Source organism: Agaribacter marinus (genome assembly GCF_030160655.1).
Lineage (GTDB): Bacteria > Pseudomonadota > Gammaproteobacteria > Enterobacterales > Alteromonadaceae > Glaciecola > Glaciecola marina.
Genome location: NZ_BSOT01000007.1, coordinates 49499 through 66586, shown reverse-complemented (window position 1 = coordinate 66586; position 17088 = coordinate 49499). Strand labels below are relative to the sequence as shown.

General features: G+C 40.7%; 14 protein-coding genes. 8 read left to right on the top strand and 6 right to left on the bottom strand.

The features are described 5' to 3' along the window. Window positions 1-49: 49 nt before the first annotated feature. Window positions 50-1342 (top strand): HlyC/CorC family transporter, encoded by a 1293-nt coding sequence (locus tag QQK00_RS14840; RefSeq protein ID WP_284218397.1) that lies wholly within the window; start codon window positions 50-52, stop codon window positions 1340-1342. A 30-nt stretch (window positions 1343-1372) separates the two neighbouring features. On the opposite strand, the gene QQK00_RS14835 is transcribed toward QQK00_RS14840, so the two are convergent. Then, window positions 1373-1549 carry a hypothetical protein gene (locus QQK00_RS14835; protein WP_284218396.1) on the bottom strand — a complete coding sequence of 59 codons (177 nt, stop codon included), beginning with the start codon at window positions 1547-1549 and terminating at the stop codon, window positions 1373-1375. Between the two features lie 15 nt (window positions 1550-1564). Further along, on the bottom strand, window positions 1565-2053 hold the full coding sequence (sixA, locus tag QQK00_RS14830; RefSeq protein WP_284218395.1) for a phosphohistidine phosphatase SixA: 489 nt from the start codon (window positions 2051-2053) through the stop codon (window positions 1565-1567). A 141-nt stretch (window positions 2054-2194) separates the two neighbouring features. Between sixA and QQK00_RS14825 the strand changes: the two genes are divergently transcribed. Next, window positions 2195-4909: an insulinase family protein gene (locus QQK00_RS14825; protein ID WP_284218394.1), complete on the top strand. Its 2715-nt coding sequence runs from the start codon at window positions 2195-2197 to the stop codon at window positions 4907-4909. A gap of 17 nt (window positions 4910-4926) precedes the next feature. Here QQK00_RS14825 and QQK00_RS14820 read toward each other — a convergent pair whose 3' ends face one another. The 3 genes from QQK00_RS14820 to fadI all read right to left on the bottom strand — a co-directional run bounded on the left by QQK00_RS14820 (window position 4927) and on the right by fadI (window position 8673). After that, complete coding sequence (locus QQK00_RS14820; protein ID WP_284218393.1) at window positions 4927-5130, bottom strand: hypothetical protein; 204 nt, start codon at window positions 5128-5130, stop codon at window positions 4927-4929. Between the two features lie 124 nt (window positions 5131-5254). After that, on the bottom strand, window positions 5255-7363 hold the full coding sequence (fadJ, locus tag QQK00_RS14815; protein ID WP_284218392.1) for a fatty acid oxidation complex subunit alpha FadJ: 2109 nt from the start codon (window positions 7361-7363) through the stop codon (window positions 5255-5257). Then, complete coding sequence (gene fadI, locus QQK00_RS14810; protein WP_284218391.1) at window positions 7363-8673, bottom strand: acetyl-CoA C-acyltransferase FadI; 1311 nt, start codon at window positions 8671-8673, stop codon at window positions 7363-7365. The genes fadJ and fadI overlap by 1 nt, the downstream gene beginning before the upstream one ends. Before the next feature lie 309 nt (window positions 8674-8982). On the opposite strand from fadI, the gene QQK00_RS14805 reads away from it, so the two are divergent. Genes QQK00_RS14805 through QQK00_RS14780 form a run of 6 tightly spaced genes read left to right on the top strand, consistent with a single transcriptional unit; the run spans window position 8983 to window position 16097 of the window. Beyond that, window positions 8983-9951, top strand: a complete 969-nt coding sequence (locus QQK00_RS14805; RefSeq protein WP_284218390.1) for an AAA family ATPase — start codon at window positions 8983-8985, stop codon at window positions 9949-9951. A 17-nt stretch (window positions 9952-9968) separates the two neighbouring features. Continuing rightward, the gene (locus QQK00_RS14800; RefSeq protein ID WP_284218389.1) at window positions 9969-10937 is read left to right on the top strand and encodes a DUF58 domain-containing protein; all 969 of its coding nucleotides are present in this window, start codon (window positions 9969-9971) and stop codon (window positions 10935-10937) included. Continuing rightward, on the top strand, window positions 10934-11431 hold the full coding sequence (locus QQK00_RS14795) for a DUF4381 domain-containing protein (RefSeq protein WP_284218388.1): 498 nt from the start codon (window positions 10934-10936) through the stop codon (window positions 11429-11431). The genes QQK00_RS14800 and QQK00_RS14795 overlap by 4 nt, the downstream gene beginning before the upstream one ends. Next, window positions 11431-12426 (top strand): vWA domain-containing protein, encoded by a 996-nt coding sequence (locus tag QQK00_RS14790; RefSeq protein WP_284218387.1) that lies wholly within the window; start codon window positions 11431-11433, stop codon window positions 12424-12426. The genes QQK00_RS14795 and QQK00_RS14790 overlap by 1 nt, the downstream gene beginning before the upstream one ends. Continuing rightward, window positions 12419-14416 carry a vWA domain-containing protein gene (locus QQK00_RS14785; RefSeq protein WP_284218386.1) on the top strand — a complete coding sequence of 666 codons (1998 nt, stop codon included), beginning with the start codon at window positions 12419-12421 and terminating at the stop codon, window positions 14414-14416. The genes QQK00_RS14790 and QQK00_RS14785 overlap by 8 nt, the downstream gene beginning before the upstream one ends. Before the next feature lie 4 nt (window positions 14417-14420). Further along, window positions 14421-16097, top strand: a complete 1677-nt coding sequence (locus QQK00_RS14780) for a BatD family protein (RefSeq protein ID WP_284218385.1) — start codon at window positions 14421-14423, stop codon at window positions 16095-16097. A 96-nt stretch (window positions 16098-16193) separates the two neighbouring features. Here the strand turns inward: QQK00_RS14780 and QQK00_RS14775 are convergent, their stop codons facing one another. Then, window positions 16194-16979: an SIMPL domain-containing protein gene (locus QQK00_RS14775; protein ID WP_284218384.1), complete on the bottom strand. Its 786-nt coding sequence runs from the start codon at window positions 16977-16979 to the stop codon at window positions 16194-16196. Between the last annotated feature and the right edge of the window lie 109 nt (window positions 16980-17088).

Here is a 17088-nt window from a genome sequence, read left to right as displayed (position 1 = left end):
TATTAATCACTCAGCTAACTCAAGTACGCTCTGAGAATAGGTAGATATTTTGGATCAATTGTCAAACTCAACGCTCTACATAATCTTAGGCATATTGCTCGTATTGTCTGCTTATTTTTCTAGTTCTGAAACAGGCTTAATGAGCATTAACCGATACCGTTTAAAGCATTTAGCGAATGAAGGTCATAAAGGCGCCAGACGCGTGCAATCCTTGCTGAATAGACCAGATAGACTGATTGGATTAATCTTAATTGGTAACAACCTCGTTAATATTGCCGCAACCACGGTTGCTACAATTTTGTGTTGGCGCTTGTTTGGTGACTTTTACGGGCCAATTGTCGCCACATTTGGACTTACACTGATTGTTCTTATTTTTGCGGAGGTTACACCAAAAACATACGCTGCGCTGCACCCAGAAAATGTCGCATTTCCTAGCTCAGTTATATTACTGCCCTTGTTATTTATCATGACCCCATTTGTAAAAGGCGTAAATGGCATTACAAATAGCATACTATTTTTATTCCGCATGAACCCTAAAGGTGGCAATGGCGACTCACTTAGCAGAGAGGAACTTCGCACCGTAGTATACGAAGCCGGCTCCATGATCCCTAAAAAACACCAAGATATGCTGGTAAGCATTTTAGATTTAGAAAAGGTGACTGCAGAAGATATTATGGTCCCACGCAGTGACATCTTCGCTATCGATATTAACGATGACTGGAAACTCATACAGCGACAGCTTACTTATTCACAGCACACAAGGGTTTTATTGTATCGAGACAGTATAGATGACGCCGTTGGTTTTATGCACGTTCGCGATGCTTTACGCCTATTATCAAAAGATCAATTTACAAAGGCGACAATGCTAAGAGCGGTCAGGGAAATTTACTACACCCCCGAATCTACACCATTGCATAAACTTATGTTTAAATTTCAACAAGAGCGCGAGAGAATTGGACTCGTCGTCGATGAATATGGAGATATACAAGGCTTAGTTACCTTGGAGGATATACTAGAAGAGATCATCGGTGACTTCACTACCAACATGTTACCTGACTATAGTAAAGAGGCGGTAGAACAACAAGACGGTAGCTATTTAGTCGACGGAAGCGCCAATATTCGAGAACTAAATAAAGAAATGGATTGGGAGTTTCCTACTGATGGCCCAAAGACTATCAATGGCTTAATTGTTGAATATCTTGAAGAAATCCCTGAAAACAACATTAGTCTGCGTTTAGCCGGTTATCCAATCGAAATTATCGATATAAGTGGTAATATGATTAAGACTGTGCGTATACAGCCTGAGTACTATGTTAGCGTAGAGCAAGAATCCATCGACTAAACACAAAAAAATATCAAGACGCGCGAACACCTATCGTTTCGTTAAACGATTATCGCGCACCTTTTGTTTGACGGCTTCAATTTTTTCATTCAAATCACCTAGCTTAACCATCAACATGCGAAGTTCATCGTCATCATCGATATCGGCGGCAGCAACGTGTTGTTTAAGCGCTAATTGAAGCGTCACTGGTAGTGAAACTCTAGGCATTATTAAAAACCACTCCTAACTTATGCTTTGAATCAAAGCTAACTGCTTTCCTTGTTGGCCTTTTGCATTGTAGTCAACAATGAGTATATCGGCAGGCGTAAAAATTTTTGCATTAAATCCGAAACAAATTTTATCAGCGAGTAAGCTAACAAAGGGCATATGACTGATTAACATCAAGTTATCTGGAGGATTATCACTGCAAGCAAGGCCGTGAATATAATCTGTGGCTTGTTGTACATTTGCCTCAGGCACAATAAGGTCAGTATCTATTTTGTCAGAAATAGCAATTTTTTTGGCGACTTCTTGATAAGTTTGTTGCGTACGTCGATAAGGGCTCACTAACAACTTGTGAATACTCGGTTTATTTAAATCATCTTGTAAGTATTCAGCAAGCCTACGTCCAGCATACTCTGATTGAGTTTTTCCAAACCGTGTTAACTGCCGATTAACGTCATCATTGTTATATGGTTCAGCTTCACCGTGGCGCATAATAATTAGTTTCATTTCATATCTTCTAAAGTATTGCTATTAATCGACGCTATTTATAAAGTGGGTTGTTAACAGCGATTTACCTAAAAAATAACTGCATTTACTGCTCCTTTACTACTTTAGTCTAGGAAAGTAACCAAGTAGAGGTCATATACCTTGACGAATAACGACAAGACGACTATTTACACCAATGAGTTGCAAAATAGTCTAAGAATTGCGGCAGAAAAGCAACACAATAATGACTATAGTATAATTTCATTTAGTGTACGGTCTGGTCGTTACTACGAAAAAGAACAGTGCTTTGGATTCACTCACCTACTCGAACATTTGATTTTTTCTCCCAATGAAAAATACCCTGAAGTAGGTTTTTTGCAGAAATACGTCGAACAGCGTGGCGGTCAGGTCAATGCTTGGACGCACTCATTAACGACAAATTTTCATTTACAATGCCCACACGAACATTTTATTGATTGCGTCTCCATTCTAATCGACAAAATCGTTAACCCATTATTTACGGTAGAAGAGATAACGCGAGAAATTAACGCCATTGATGCAGAATTTTCCCTGAAAAAACGCGATGAGCAACGCCGAATTTTATCAGTACAACAAACACAAACTAACCCTAACCACCCCTTTAGCCGCTTTACGGTAGGCAACAGACTCACCTTTTGCCAAGTAGATGTTGAAACACTTATACAACAACTAAGAAAATTTCATTCAACGCATTTTTGTGCTGACAATATCGCAGTTGGCATAACCTTACCTAATAACGTATTCCAAGATGTATTACCGAAGATTGAATCGATACTGACAAGCCACATTAGAGCTAACGCTAGCATCGACACACCATGCTTGCCTTCAATCATTGATAAAGAGGCACAGGGGAAGTTAATTTTCGTTGAACCTGTCGTTCGCTCTCAAGCGCTGATTTTAAGTTTTATCGTTGAAAAAATTGGTAATGACGAATTAGACAACTTGGCCCTTACGATGTTGCAGCAATTACTCGATAGCAAACAACAATATGGCCTCACAGACACGCTCAAAAGAATATGTGATGTAGAGCAACTAATCGTAACGGGTGGATTAGAAGACAACACCATTGAAGAAATTCAAATAAAAATGTCTGTTTCTAAGCCTCAAATTAGTGATGAGCTTATTGCTAGAATAAAATTCGTTACTCGACAATATTTGGAGTTTTTACAATCCACAGATATCGAATCTTGGCGATTTAGAGAAAAACAAAAACAACTAGTATTGGCACAACACTTTGGAAAAACGCAAAGTATGATGGATGCCACCATAGATATGGCCGAACGCCTTAACACCGTGTGTGCTAACACTGATCTAAGCGAAGCATTGCGACTAGATGACGACTTAGTAAAACAAAGACTAAATGGCCTTATTTCAACATTGTCAGACTTGTCTCCAACCACATATGTGTTTACGACACTGGATATCTACTCTGATTGTACTGATTTTTACGACGTCAACTATTCAATAAGCTCACCAAAACCTATCGAGTTAGACGATAAGTACACATTCAAGCTCCCTGAACAAAACCAATACATGCCGACAAGTTTACGTGTGTTCCCATTTAATCCAGAAGACCTGTCCGTCGAACATTGGGAAGAGCCAGGCATGAAATTCAAATTCATGCAATTTATAGAAAATAGCAAACCACTTGGTGACATATATATTTCGATAAGCTGTCAAAGTATGTTTGGCTCTGCAGAAAACGTGTTAGTAAAAAAAGTCTGGTTAGAAGCGCTGCAAACAAAATTGTCACGCACTTTTTATCTATCGGAGTTTGCTGGACTCTACTATAGAGTTTATGGGCATCAACATGGCATTTGTATTCATACAAGTGGTTTCACCGAAAAGCAGATTTTGCTCGTACTCGACTTAATCAACCTCACCACAGCATTTAAATTTTCACAACAAGAATTTGAACGTAGTAAATTTTTGATAAAACGGAAATTAAATAAAAATTTGTTACAAAAACCTGTCAATAGATTGATTTCTATTCTCACTAATCGCGTTCACCCTAATGTACTCGAACCGCTAATACTACTCGACGGTATTGAAAAATTATCTTTTAAAACAGCGACTAAACATCAACAACTTTATTTTTCGAAAACACACATCGAAAGCTTGATGGTCGGTAACTGGACAAAAAAGATGGCCGAAAGCGTGAAGCAGCATTTAGACAGCCGAATGATAATTGATACTAAGTGGAAAAAGCCCAAAATCACCGCCAATCTGATTCATAAATCCATCGTTACCCATGCAACATCCACAAGTACAGCAGACAATGCATTTGTGCTTTACCAACAGATAGTTATGGGTGAAAACGGCAATAGTGCGGAAAAAGAAGTCGCAATTGCACTTATGTTGGAGTGTTTACTCAGTCCTATATTTTTTGTTGAGATGCGAAACATTCGACAACTAGGTTATTCCGTTGGTGTTGGTTACAAACCAATCAATCAACAAGCCGGTCTAGTATTTTATACTCAAGCACCAAATACCTCGCCGGATGTTATCTATCACAATGTAAAAGAAGTCATTGCAGAAGTGATAGAAAGCTTTTCAGAGCTTATTGAAAATTTGGCACATGTAAAATATCAAGTAATTCAACAAGTAAGCGAAACGCCAAGGACGGCGTCGGATTTCGCACGGTATATTTGGTTACATTATGAGCAAGTTGATCCCTTGGAATATACACATAAGATGCAAGAAGCAATAAATAAGGTGTCAGAAGAAGACATTTTAAATGTGTTGGAGAGCATTCTCGACGGAGCCAATAGTCAGATCAGACTAATGTCCCATCCAATGACGCATCATGTGGAAACTGAAATTAAACAAACGTGTTAATCTGGAAAACACCAAAGCTACGCACAAAAATATAACGAATTGAAGCCCACAGATTTGCGCACAGTCATATGCTTTGAGATTTGAAACATAGGCAAAAGTAATGGTCCCATTACAACGCCACCAAATAACCAACGACGTTTATTCATACCATTTACTACAGATTCAACGTAATAATAACTCGCTGACAGAACATAACTGACGAATACTAATAAACCTAACATGACCTCTCCTTTTGCGGCGGAGAGTATAACGAAAAAATAATCAAAAAGCCCATAAAATGAGCATCTAAATTAAAAAAGCCGGGATACCGGCTTTTTTTAACACTTAATTAACGTAAAAACACAATTAATAAAACGTTTTCTTGTTGTTTTGCATATCGATAAGAATGTCAGCTGGTTTATATTTTTCATCATAAACCTCGGCATAATGACGTAACCTTTCGACGATCGAATCAACGCCCATTTCATCCATATATCGGAACGGTCCACCCAAAAATGGCGGAAAGCCAATACCAAAGATAGCGCCAATATCACCGTCTCTCGGATTTCTTATAACATTCTCTTCCAAACATCGAGCAGCTTCGTTCAACATTAATAATAAGCAACGCTCAACAATTGTTGCATCGGTATACTTTGTAACCGGTGATATACCTAATAAGTCATATACCGAGCTATCAACATCTTTACCGGCCGTTTTTCCTTTATAACTATAGAATCCAGACTTGTTTTTCTTACCTTTCCTGTCATTTTCTAACAGTTTGTCAAATGCATTTGGCGAACTAAATCGCTCACCAAACTGCGCCTTCAAAATGGGAATTATCTTGGTACCAACATCAATACCAACCTCATCCAATAACTTAAACGCACCCACAGGAAAACCAAAATCAACTAAGGCTTTATCAATAGAGTCAATGGGTTGCCCTTCCATCACAATAAAACCTGCCTCGCTCATATAAGGCGCAAGGATACGGTTGACATAAAACCCAGCACCGTCTTTGACGACAATGGGGGTTTTACCCTGTTTTTTAGCGAACGCTACCGTACTAGATATCACTGTTTCGCTTGTCCCAGGGTGCGGTATAACCTCCGCTAACGGCATTTTATCTACAGGAGAAAAGTAATGCAGCCCAACAACATTCTCAGGGCGTTTGGCCTTAGCAGCAATATCTCGGATAGGTATTGATGACGTATTTGAAGCGAAGATTGTATCCTCGTCGCAGTACTGCTCAATATCTGCCACCATTTGCTGCTTGAGTTCTACACTTTCAAATACAGCTTCAATGGCCATATCAATATGCTTATAACCGCTGTAATCCAAGCAACCAGTTATATTAGCCATCTGTTTCTGCATTTGAGAACTGCGCAATATACGTTTTTTTACACGTTTTTGAAGAATGTCATAGCTATATTTCATTGCACTAGCAATACCGTTTTCGCTAATGTCTTTAACGCGCACAGGTACTTTAGCTTTGGACGCTGAAACATATGCAATACCACCACCCATTAAGCCTCCACCTAAAACACCTATTTTCTCAACTTTTCGGGGTTCAACTCCCTCAACACCACTTTCTTTTTTCATATCAGTGGTAGCAAAAAATATTTCTCTTAATTGCTTCGACTCTTTGGTTAAAACTAACTTACCAAACAGACGGGCTTCGGTAGCGTATCCTTTGCTTCTATTTTCTAAACCCGCTTCAATACTGTCAATAATGAACATGGGAGCTGGATAATTCCCTTTCGTTTTAGCAAGCGTTTGTTCCCTCGCTTTTTTAAATAAGATTTTTCGCCCAAACCCTGTATCTTCAAGCATCTTATCTGTCACAGATTTTTTTGCAGCACCAGTCAAAGGCTTTTTATTTGCCAACTTAATCGCGGCTTCAAGCAAAATACTTTTGGGGACAACATCATCTACAATCCCATATTTTTTTGCTTGTTTTGCCCGAGCAGGTGAGCCCGTCAACATCATCTTTAACGCTCGCTGGACACCAATTAATTTAGGCAAACGCTGTGTGCCACCGCTACCAGGCAATAATCCCAATTGCACTTCAGGCAAACCTAGTTGTGTTTTATCACTGTCTGTACATACTCGGTAATGACATGCTAAAGCGAGTTCTAATCCTCCGCCCAATGCAGGACCGTCGATAGCAGCGACAAAGGTTTTTCTCATACCTTCGATTCGATCAAACACTTGTTGCCCCTGTGTTGATAGCGCTTCAGCGTCAGATTCAGACTCACTATTGGCTAACATACTAATATCAGCGCCGGCAACAAAAGAATCTTTTTTACCACTCACGATCACGACGGCTTTGATGTCTTCATCATTCTCAATGGTATTCAAGATACTGGTAATTTCTTCACCAAAATCCGCTTTTAAGGTATTCATTGACTCATTTGGCACATCCATTGTGAGGACCGCAATACCGTCTTCTCTAGTTTTTAATTCAAAAGCACTCATTATTCAGTCTCCACGATCATTGCCGCCCCTAAACCACCGGCAGCGCAGGCAGTCAGTAATCCTGTTCCTCCGCCGCGTCGATTCAGTTCATTTAACATTTGAGTAATCATACGCGTGCCCGTTGCAGCAAATGGATGACCATATGCGAGTGAGCTACCCATCACGTTAAATTTATCCATATCAATTTCGCCAATAGCCTTGCTTCTCCCTAGTTTTTCTTTTGCAAAGGTTTCACTCGCAAACATTTTGACATTAGAAAGTGTTTGCGCGGCAAACGCTTCATGCATTTCAATTAGCGTGAGATCTTGTAAATTCATACCTGCTCGTTCAAGCGCGATAGGCGTTGCATAACTCGGTCCCATTAACATATCTTCCCAAACATCTATGGCCGAAAACGCATAACTCTTCAGGTATCCAAGTGGTTTGTAGCCCAATGATTTGGCTTTGCTTTCTGTCATCATCACAACTGCCGAAGCGCCGTCAGTCAGTGGCGTTGCATTTGCAGCAGTAACAGAACCATGCTTTTTATCAAATACTGGACGCAGCTTTGCATAGCCTTCAAGTACAGAGTCAAAGCGAACATTATTGTCTTTACCCAGCGCGCCTTTGTATGGTTCAGCGTATGCAGTCATGACTTCACTATCTAAATTGCCAGCATTCCAATTTTCTGCCGCCAATGAGTGAGAACGATGAGCCAGAGCATCTTGCTCAGTACGTGAAATACTGTGTGACTTTGCCATCTGCTCTGCAGTTTGCCCCATAGACAAACCGGTGGAATACTCTGCAACCGCTGGAGGTACGGGCAATAGGTCTTTTAAGCCTAGACGTTTAAAAATACTTAAACGCTGCCCTAAGGTTTTAGTCTTTTGTAAATCAACCAATGCTCTCGCTAAATTTTTAGATACGCCGATTGGTGACACAGAGGTTGAATCCGCACCACCAGCAATACCCGCGTCAATATTCCCAACAAGCATCGATTCAGCTATGTTTACAGTGGACTGAAAGCTTGTCGCACAAGCACGTGACACGCTGTAAGCATCAGTATGCACATGCATCCCCGTACCCAGAACAATTTCTCTGGCAATATTCGGCGCTTCGGGCATCTGAACGACTTGCCCATAAACCACTTGCTCAATTATTTCTGGCGAGATGTCGTTGCGGATAAGTAATTCGTTAACAACCATTTTTCCAAGATCAACGGCAGGAACACCGTGAAAATACGTCGCCATTTTAGCAAACGGCGTACGTAAGCCATCAACGATCGCTATTCGATCGCCCGACTTCGTTTTAAGCTCTTGTTTCTTCGACATCTTTTTTCCTTTAACAAGTAAAGTAAATGCCGTTTTAGAAAAAATTTAACGGCAAATCTGGTCTGACCACCACTGTGATTTAAACAAATAACCCTCAAAAAGGCAAATGATTCATTAAAAATACAAGCATAGTAGTTGATGTATGGATAATCGAACCTATTATAAAAAAAACAGTCACATACGCACTGTAATATATAACGCGCTTTTAAACGGTAGCACTATGCGCAAAAAATAAATGCAATTTTGAGAAGATAACGTTTCAACATTGCAAACTCAGCGTTTATCAGAATTTAAACATTCGGGAACAACATGGCAGTAAATCAGATTCAAACACTTTTAAAACACCTTGATAGTCAAGTGATCGGACAGCAACATTTAACCAAGAGTATTATGATTGCTTTACTTGCTGATGGACACCTATTGGTGGAAGGCCCACCAGGATTAGCCAAAACACGTGCAATCAATAGTCTTTCCGACGGTATTGACGCCAATTTCCACAGAGTACAATTTACGCCAGACTTATTGCCTGCCGATTTAACCGGTACTGATATTTACAGACCTGAAACTGGCGAGTTTGTTTTCCAAAAGGGACCACTATTCCATAACTTAATTCTGGCTGATGAAATAAACCGAGCGCCAGCTAAAGTGCAAGCGGCCTTGTTGGAAGCGATGGCTGAGCGACAAATAACCGTTGGCGGAAATACCTACCCGCTACCCGAATTATTTTTGGTAATGGCGACCCAAAATCCACTTGAGCAAGAAGGCACATACCCTTTGCCTGAAGCCCAGCTTGACCGTTTCTTAATGCATGTCGAAATCGATTACCCAGACGCAGACACCGAATTAAATATTTTACGCCTTACACGAGGCGAATCTATCGGTGATCTCACTGGTCGTTTAGCCAAAGGCGTAGAAAAACTTTCTCAACTAGATATTAAGATAGCTCGAAAAGCCGTATTAGATGTACATTTATCTGAAGCTATTGAGGCATACATCGTACAACTGGTCATCGCGACACGACGTCCAGAAAGCTACTCGGAAGAATTAGCGTCGTATATCGATATTGGCGTAAGCCCTAGAGCAACCATAGCACTTGAGCGATGCGCAAGGGCTCATGCTTGGCTGAGCGGTCGCGACTTTGTGAGCCCTGATGACGTGCAAGCAGTCACTAACAACGTACTGCGCCACCGCTTAATATTGAGTTATCAAGCACAAGCGAAAGGGATCACGGGAAATCACGTGATTGAGCAAATAAAACAGTTAGTTCCTGTGCCATAGATAATTATTGATTCCGTATGTTAGCAGTATCAGAAATACAGACTTACTTAAAACAACTATCTTCCGACGGTATTCAACTGACGCTGGACGAACTCGTCAGGTATCGTACGATTGCTGCACAGTTTCGTTTGTCTCCTGAAAAGCGCAGTAAAAACCTGCAAAGCGGTGGAGAGCGTTCTGCCTTTAAAGGGCGCGGCATGGAGTTTGACGAAGCCCGATATTATCAAGCGGGTGATGACATCAGAAGTATTGATTGGCGCGTTACCGCAAGAACAGGAAAGCCTCACACTAAAGTATTCAGAGAGGAACGAGAGCGGCCAGTATTTCTGTTTGTCGACCAAAGTACCAGCATGCAGTTTGGTACGCAATTGTTATATAAAAGCGTTCAAGCAGCACACCTGGCAAGTCTAGTTGGCTGGGCAGCCGTGCGCCGAGGCGACAAGCTTGGTGCGGTTATATTCAAAAATGATATTGACATTGAATGCAAGCCTAAAGCACAAAGCAAAGCTGCATTATTCATTATTAATCAATTAATAGAACTCCAAGATAATAAGATGTCCAATGCACAAGAAAACACCTTAAATGCATTAAACCGACTACAACATATTGCCAAACCTGGCAGCCTTATTCACCTTATTAGCGATTTTCACTACTTTACAGACGAGCACTTTGATCGCCTAGGAAACCTCGCAAGACATTGCGAATTAAAAGCAAACCTAATTTATGATCCATTTGAGTTTTCACTGCCCAAATCAACAATGAAACAAACGCTACAAGTAACCGATGGGAATAACCTTCAGTCCATCGTTGTAGGTGATGATAAAAGTGCCACGGACTACCAAACACGGCAACTCGCGAGGACAAGACTCTTAAAAGAGCAATTTCTGCAATTAAAAACAGAACTAAGAACCATTTCTTGTGGTGACATATTGGAGGACCAACTATCCTTTAGTCGCAACGGTTTTGTCGCAGGAGAGCTTATATGAATCCACTCGATCAACTCTCTGATATACAGACACCTGATGCCGTCTCCTGGTGGCCGCTAGCAACAGGATATTGGGTATTACTTGTGGCTATGATTTTATTAGTAATTCTACTAAGTGTATCGATTATTAAATACCGCAATAAGAGAAAAACACGTAATGAAGCCATTCGTCAAATTCAAGCACTTGATGAGCAATCGTCAACGTTCTCGTTGTCAATGCAACACATTTTGAAGCTTACTATTCAGCACTATTTACCGAATGAAACAATCACATCATGGCATTCTAAACAATGGGAAACCTTACTGCATTCAGGAAAATCAAGTGTAACTAAACCGGAACTAGCGAATACTCTATATGCGTTGCATGAATCATTGTATACCGCTCAGGTTAACGAACTGCCGTCGCCTGCTGAAATAAAAAGTGCAGCGATAAAATGGTTACAATTGGAGCTTCCGGCATTTAGTTATGAATCAATAAAAAGCGAGGGCAAATAGTGTTTGAATTTGTTTGGCCACTCATGTTTTTGGCCTTGCCGTTACCCTTATTGGTTTATTTGCTCTTCCCGGCAAAAGAAAATAAGCAAAGTAGCGCCGCGTTAAAAGTGCCTTTTCCAATACAATTGGGACCATCTCAAGTGTCCAAGCAATCATACGCTAAAGTAAATTTATTTTTAATGGCGCTACTTTGGCTGCTCCTTGTAACCGCGTCAGCCCGTCCGCAGTGGCTTGGTGAACCCATTGCAATTCCCACCGAAGGCAGAGATCTCATGGTGGCTGTCGATTTGTCTGGTAGCATGAAAGCTAGAGATATGGTGGTAAACGCGCAAGCGGTGAATCGTTTAACCATGATAAAATACGTATTGTCAGACTTTATCTCACGAAGAGTAGGCGATCGCTTAGGGCTTATTTTATTTGCTGATACCGCATATTTGCAAGCGCCGCTAACATTTGATCGCCCGACAGTAGAGACTCTCCTTAAAGAATCAGTGATTGGACTAGTGGGAGACAATACCGCCATAGGTGACGCAATAGGTTTGGCTGTGAAGCGTTTTAGGCAACGAGAAAAATCTAACCGCGTGTTAATTTTGTTAACTGACGGCAGAAATACTGCAGGTAATATTTCTCCTGAGCAAGCATTGTCCCTAGCGAAAGATAACGAAGTCACTATTTATACCATTGGTGTTGGCAGTAACCAACGAGATATGTTTGGCTTTACTATGCAAAGTGGTGCAAGCTTTGACGAAGCAACCTTAAATCAAATCGCAGAAGAAACCGGCGGCCAGTTTTTTAGAGCGACTGACACCGAATCATTGATCAACATATATCGCCAGCTAGATGCACTCGAACCGATTGAAGAAGGCACCCAACAAATGCGGCCTCAAACTGCGCTATATTTTTATCCAATGGGTTTGGCCTTACTTATGAGTGCAATATTTGCCATCTTTGTTGCGGTGCATTCAATTGTAAAAAGGGGTAAAACCAATGATTGATTTTGCTCAACTACACTTTATTCGGCCGTATTTTTTACTCGCTATCGTTTTACTACCACTGTTGTGTCTATTGTTAATGAAAGTACGGCGCCGACAAACAGCTTGGCGAAATCTGTTGCCTGCACATTTGCAACGGCATCAAATTGAAGAAAACTCTAAGTCTAGCGACAATTATACTTATTGGTTACTTGGATTAGTATGGATTTTAAGCGCCGTTGGTCTTGCAGGCCCTAGTTGGGAGAAATTGCCTCAACCCGTCTATCAAACACAGGTAGGAAAAGTAGTAATTATAGACATGTCTATGTCTATGCGAGCAACAGACATTTCACCGGATCGGCTTACTCGCGCCAAATTTAAGAGTTTGGATTTACTTGAATCGATACAAGAGGGAGAAATAGGCCTAATAGCTTATGCTGGGGACGCTTTTATCATTAGTCCGTTAACGGATGATATTGCTAATTTACAAAACTTAATACCTAGTTTATCTCCTGAAATCATGCCTGTACAAGGCAGTAATCCACTTGTAGCATTTGATAAAGCAAAGGAATTACTCGTAAACGCTGGTTATCAAGAAGGTGAAATTTACTGGATAACAGACGGCATTGAATATCGAGATATCGAATTACTACAAGAAGAACTAGCCAATAGCCAATACAAAGTATCTTCATTAATCGTTGGCACTAAAGACGGTGCCCCCATCAAAATGGCTGATGGTTCACTGTTAAAGGATTCTACTGGAAAAATTGTTATTCCACGTGCGAATGAAAATTACATCCAACAAGCACTTAGCACGGTAAGAGGTCAAGTGACGAGGATGACGACTACGGCTTCAGATATAGACGATATGGTAATTGAATCAAAACCAATAACGAAAGATGCCAAAGAAACTGATGAATTGTCAACTGGGGATGTTTGGGAAGATATGGGGGTTTATATCGCAATTGCCTTGTTACCTTTAGTCGCTTACTTTTTTAGAAAAGGGGTACTAGTATGCTTTTTTGTTGGGCTTACCTTTGTACCAAATGACACAATTTACGCGCAAGAAACACTAGCAAATGATATCACTAAAGCCAAGACTATGAGTGATACTAACGAATTGTCTTTGCTGAACAAGCTATTCCTTAATCCAAATCAACAAGGAGAAATAGCTTATCATCAAGAAGATTACGCCAATGCTCAACTAACATTTAAAGATCCTAGCTGGAAAGCAGCATCAGCCTATAAGCTAGGGGATTATGAGCGAGCACTTGATTTATATGAATCCCTAGAGCAAGAAGCTTCTTCACCTGAGCAGGCCATTATAAATAAATATAATAAGGCAAATTCCTTAGCTAAACTCACACGTTTAGAGGAGGCATTGGACGCTTATAATGCAGTACTAAAAGAGGCCCCCGACCATGAAGATGCGCTAAAGAACAAAGCGATTGTAGAAGCTATGTTAGAGCAACAAGAGCAGCAACAACAAGAGCAACAGCAAAATCAAGATAGTGACAACGGTGCCGACAACCAGCAACAGAACGATGAGCAAAAACAAGAGCAACAAGGGGAGCAGTCCCAAGACGATAGTCAACATAGTGATCAACAATCTCAAGAAGGTCAGCAAAACCAATCGCAAGAACAACAAAATGCGCAAAATAACGCTGAGCAAGACAACAAGCCTGAAGAAAATCAAGATGGCTCAAGTGAGCAGCAACAAAACGAGCAACAAGCACAAGATGAAAACAGTAACAATGGGAATGCGAAACAAAGCTCCACTGAACAACCCGTCGAGGGTCAAGAACCGATTGAAGAAAACCCCGACTCAGTGATCGAAGGCCAAATAGATCCGAAAGATTTATCGCCCGAAGAAAGAGAACAACTCCAAAAAATGCAGATGCTAATGAATAAAGTGCCAGATGACCCTGCGTTTTTATTGAAGCGAAAAATGCTTTTAGAATCTCAGACTCGTCGCCAAAATCGGGCGCCAGTTTTGCAACAACAGACATGGTAACACAATGAAACTTTTGCTTTTTACTCTTTGTTTTATATGCGCTTTTTCAAGCACTGCGGACGTTACAAATTTAGTAGCCTCTGTTGACCAAAATCCTGTTATAGAAAATGAATCTTTCACACTACAGTTGACAGCAACGGGAAATATTACGCGGGAGGACATTGACTTTTCTGTGTTAGAGAAGAACTTTCGCGTCAGTGTTCCTTCAGTTAGTCAGTCAACCCAAATAATCAATGGTAATCGGTCTTCTTCAGTGACTTGGCGCGTCACCTTGTTTCCTAAAAATACGGGAAAATTCACCATTCCTTCATTTACGTTAGGCAACCAAACCAGTAAAGCGATTAACATGGATGTCGTGTCTGCGACGGCAAATGTTAATCGTCCACGAGAGTTCTATCTCACAACAGCAGTCAGTAATAGCAAACTCTACTTACAACAGCAAATTACTTACACAGTCAAATTGTATCTTGCTGGTGATATACAAAGTGGCTCGCTAGGCGAGCCACAACTTGCTGGTGCAATTATTGAAAAAGTTGGTGACGACAAAGAATATCAAGAACTCATCAACGGCATTAACTATCGCATCGTTGAGCGAAGCTTCGCCATTATTCCTCAATCAAGTGGTACATTTGAAATTGAGAGCCCTCTTTTTGAGGCTCGCGTGCTGAGTGGCAGCAGACAAAGTTTTGCTTATTTTAATCGCACTAAAACAATCAATCGAGTTGGGCCTCCACAAACCATAAATGTTCAGCCAATACCTGCAAATTACCCTTACCCTTGGTTGCCGAGTGAAATGGTACAAATTCAAGACGAATGGCAAGGCGGTGAAGACGCGCTGGTCGCTGGTGAACCAATAACGCACACAGTCACACTGACGGCACTTGGCTTAATTGAAGAGCAACTACCTAATATTGATATAAACTATCACCCAAGCTTTAAAACATACCCTGAACTAGCGCAAAAAGCGACGGTTCAAAGAGACAATAAACTTATTGCGCAGACTGTACAAAATGTCGCCATCATCCCAGAAAGTGCTGGTGACTTTATACTGCCTGAAATCCGAGTCCCGTGGTTTAATGTCAAGACTGGTGAAACAGAATTTGCTGTACTTCCTGCAAAAAAAGTAAATGTTGCAGCGAATGATAGCGCAGAAATTCACCAGGAAAATACCGAACAAACTGACGTTTCTCCGACTGATATAAATACGGAGAGTTCGGTGTCAACGAAGCCTCAATCTAACGCTATATTGTGGATCTTAGATTGGTTACATATCAGCTTACTAGCAATATGTGCCGTTTTACTCATACTCGTGATGTACTTGGGCTTGAGCAAGTCAAAGCAAGGGACGTTGCATGAAAAACAGGTTAAAAACAGTAATGATGATGAGGGTATAGCTTGGGAACATCTCAGTAACGCAATTCATCAACGAAGAATAGGAAAACTGCCCAACTTGCTGTGTGCATGGCTCAACACAATAACGAAAAAGCAATATGCATCAGCATCCGAAGGATTGAGTGAAAATAGCACTGCTTCATATAAGGCATTTGATGAGCTTCTCTCATCGCGATATTCAACAACCGGAGGGGAACTGAATACAAATGATTTATTTAGTAAACTTTCTCAACTGCGGGAAGATTTGCAACAGAAAACGCAAGCCACTGCCCGCCTCTATCCGCAATAGCGCAGCTCTTTGCAAGGTTTACGATACTCTTTTAAATTTGAAGAAGCCCCTAAGGGGCCTCTTCAAATGATTTGCATAATTCGACTATGAATTCATCTAATTACTTTCTAATTCAAAATCGACGCGCATATTTAAATGGTACTCGACTTCTTCAAAAGAGCTTTGCGGCGGTTTATATTGTGTAGAAGTATCGGCATAAGAAGCTTCCTGCTCAAGGCGCAAACCTTTCGCTTCAGCTAATGCTCGACTTCTTAATACTCTTGCCCCTTGCGTATTAACAGGGCTAATGCCGTTATCATGAAAATAGATTGCGCTTAGCGACACATTTAGATTTTTTTCGTAATAGGCTTTTTCAGCCAAAATTTTCTTCATCGCTTCATCTTTTAAGCTCAAATATAGTTCATCTTTCTTAGTATGCTTGAACTCAGTTGCCGAAATAGTCATTTCATCGTACTGATCTGCAATATTCGCTAAAGACTGCAATCCAACTTCAGAGTTAATTTTAATTGCCACTCGATTCACCACCTCAAAGCTCTTAGGTTTATCTCCAAACCAACCATATTGAGGCGAAGAAGAAAATTTTGAATTTTGAATATTTTCATTCGCAACCCCGTTAGCCACCAGCATTTCACGCAGTATTTTTCTGAGACTAGCATTCTTGTCCATCGCTTTAGAAAGCGACTTTTCCTCTGTTTTCACAATCACACTGATTATCGCTTGATCTGCATATGCACGACGTTCAACATTTGTATGTAAGCTGACAGTGCGCTTATCGGGGTGCAAGAAACGCTTAAGTTCATCTGGCGTTCCTTTAAGCTCTGTGGCGGCACAAACTGCTGATATACTGCTTAACATCAAAAACAGTGGTAGGTATTTTTTCATAAAAAAGGCATCCTCAAGGTGAGTGTGACAAAATAGTTAATTCTTTTTCATACAATTGTTAGTCTTATTTTATGTCATACAAGTTCACAGGCACCGCTTATTTTTGTAC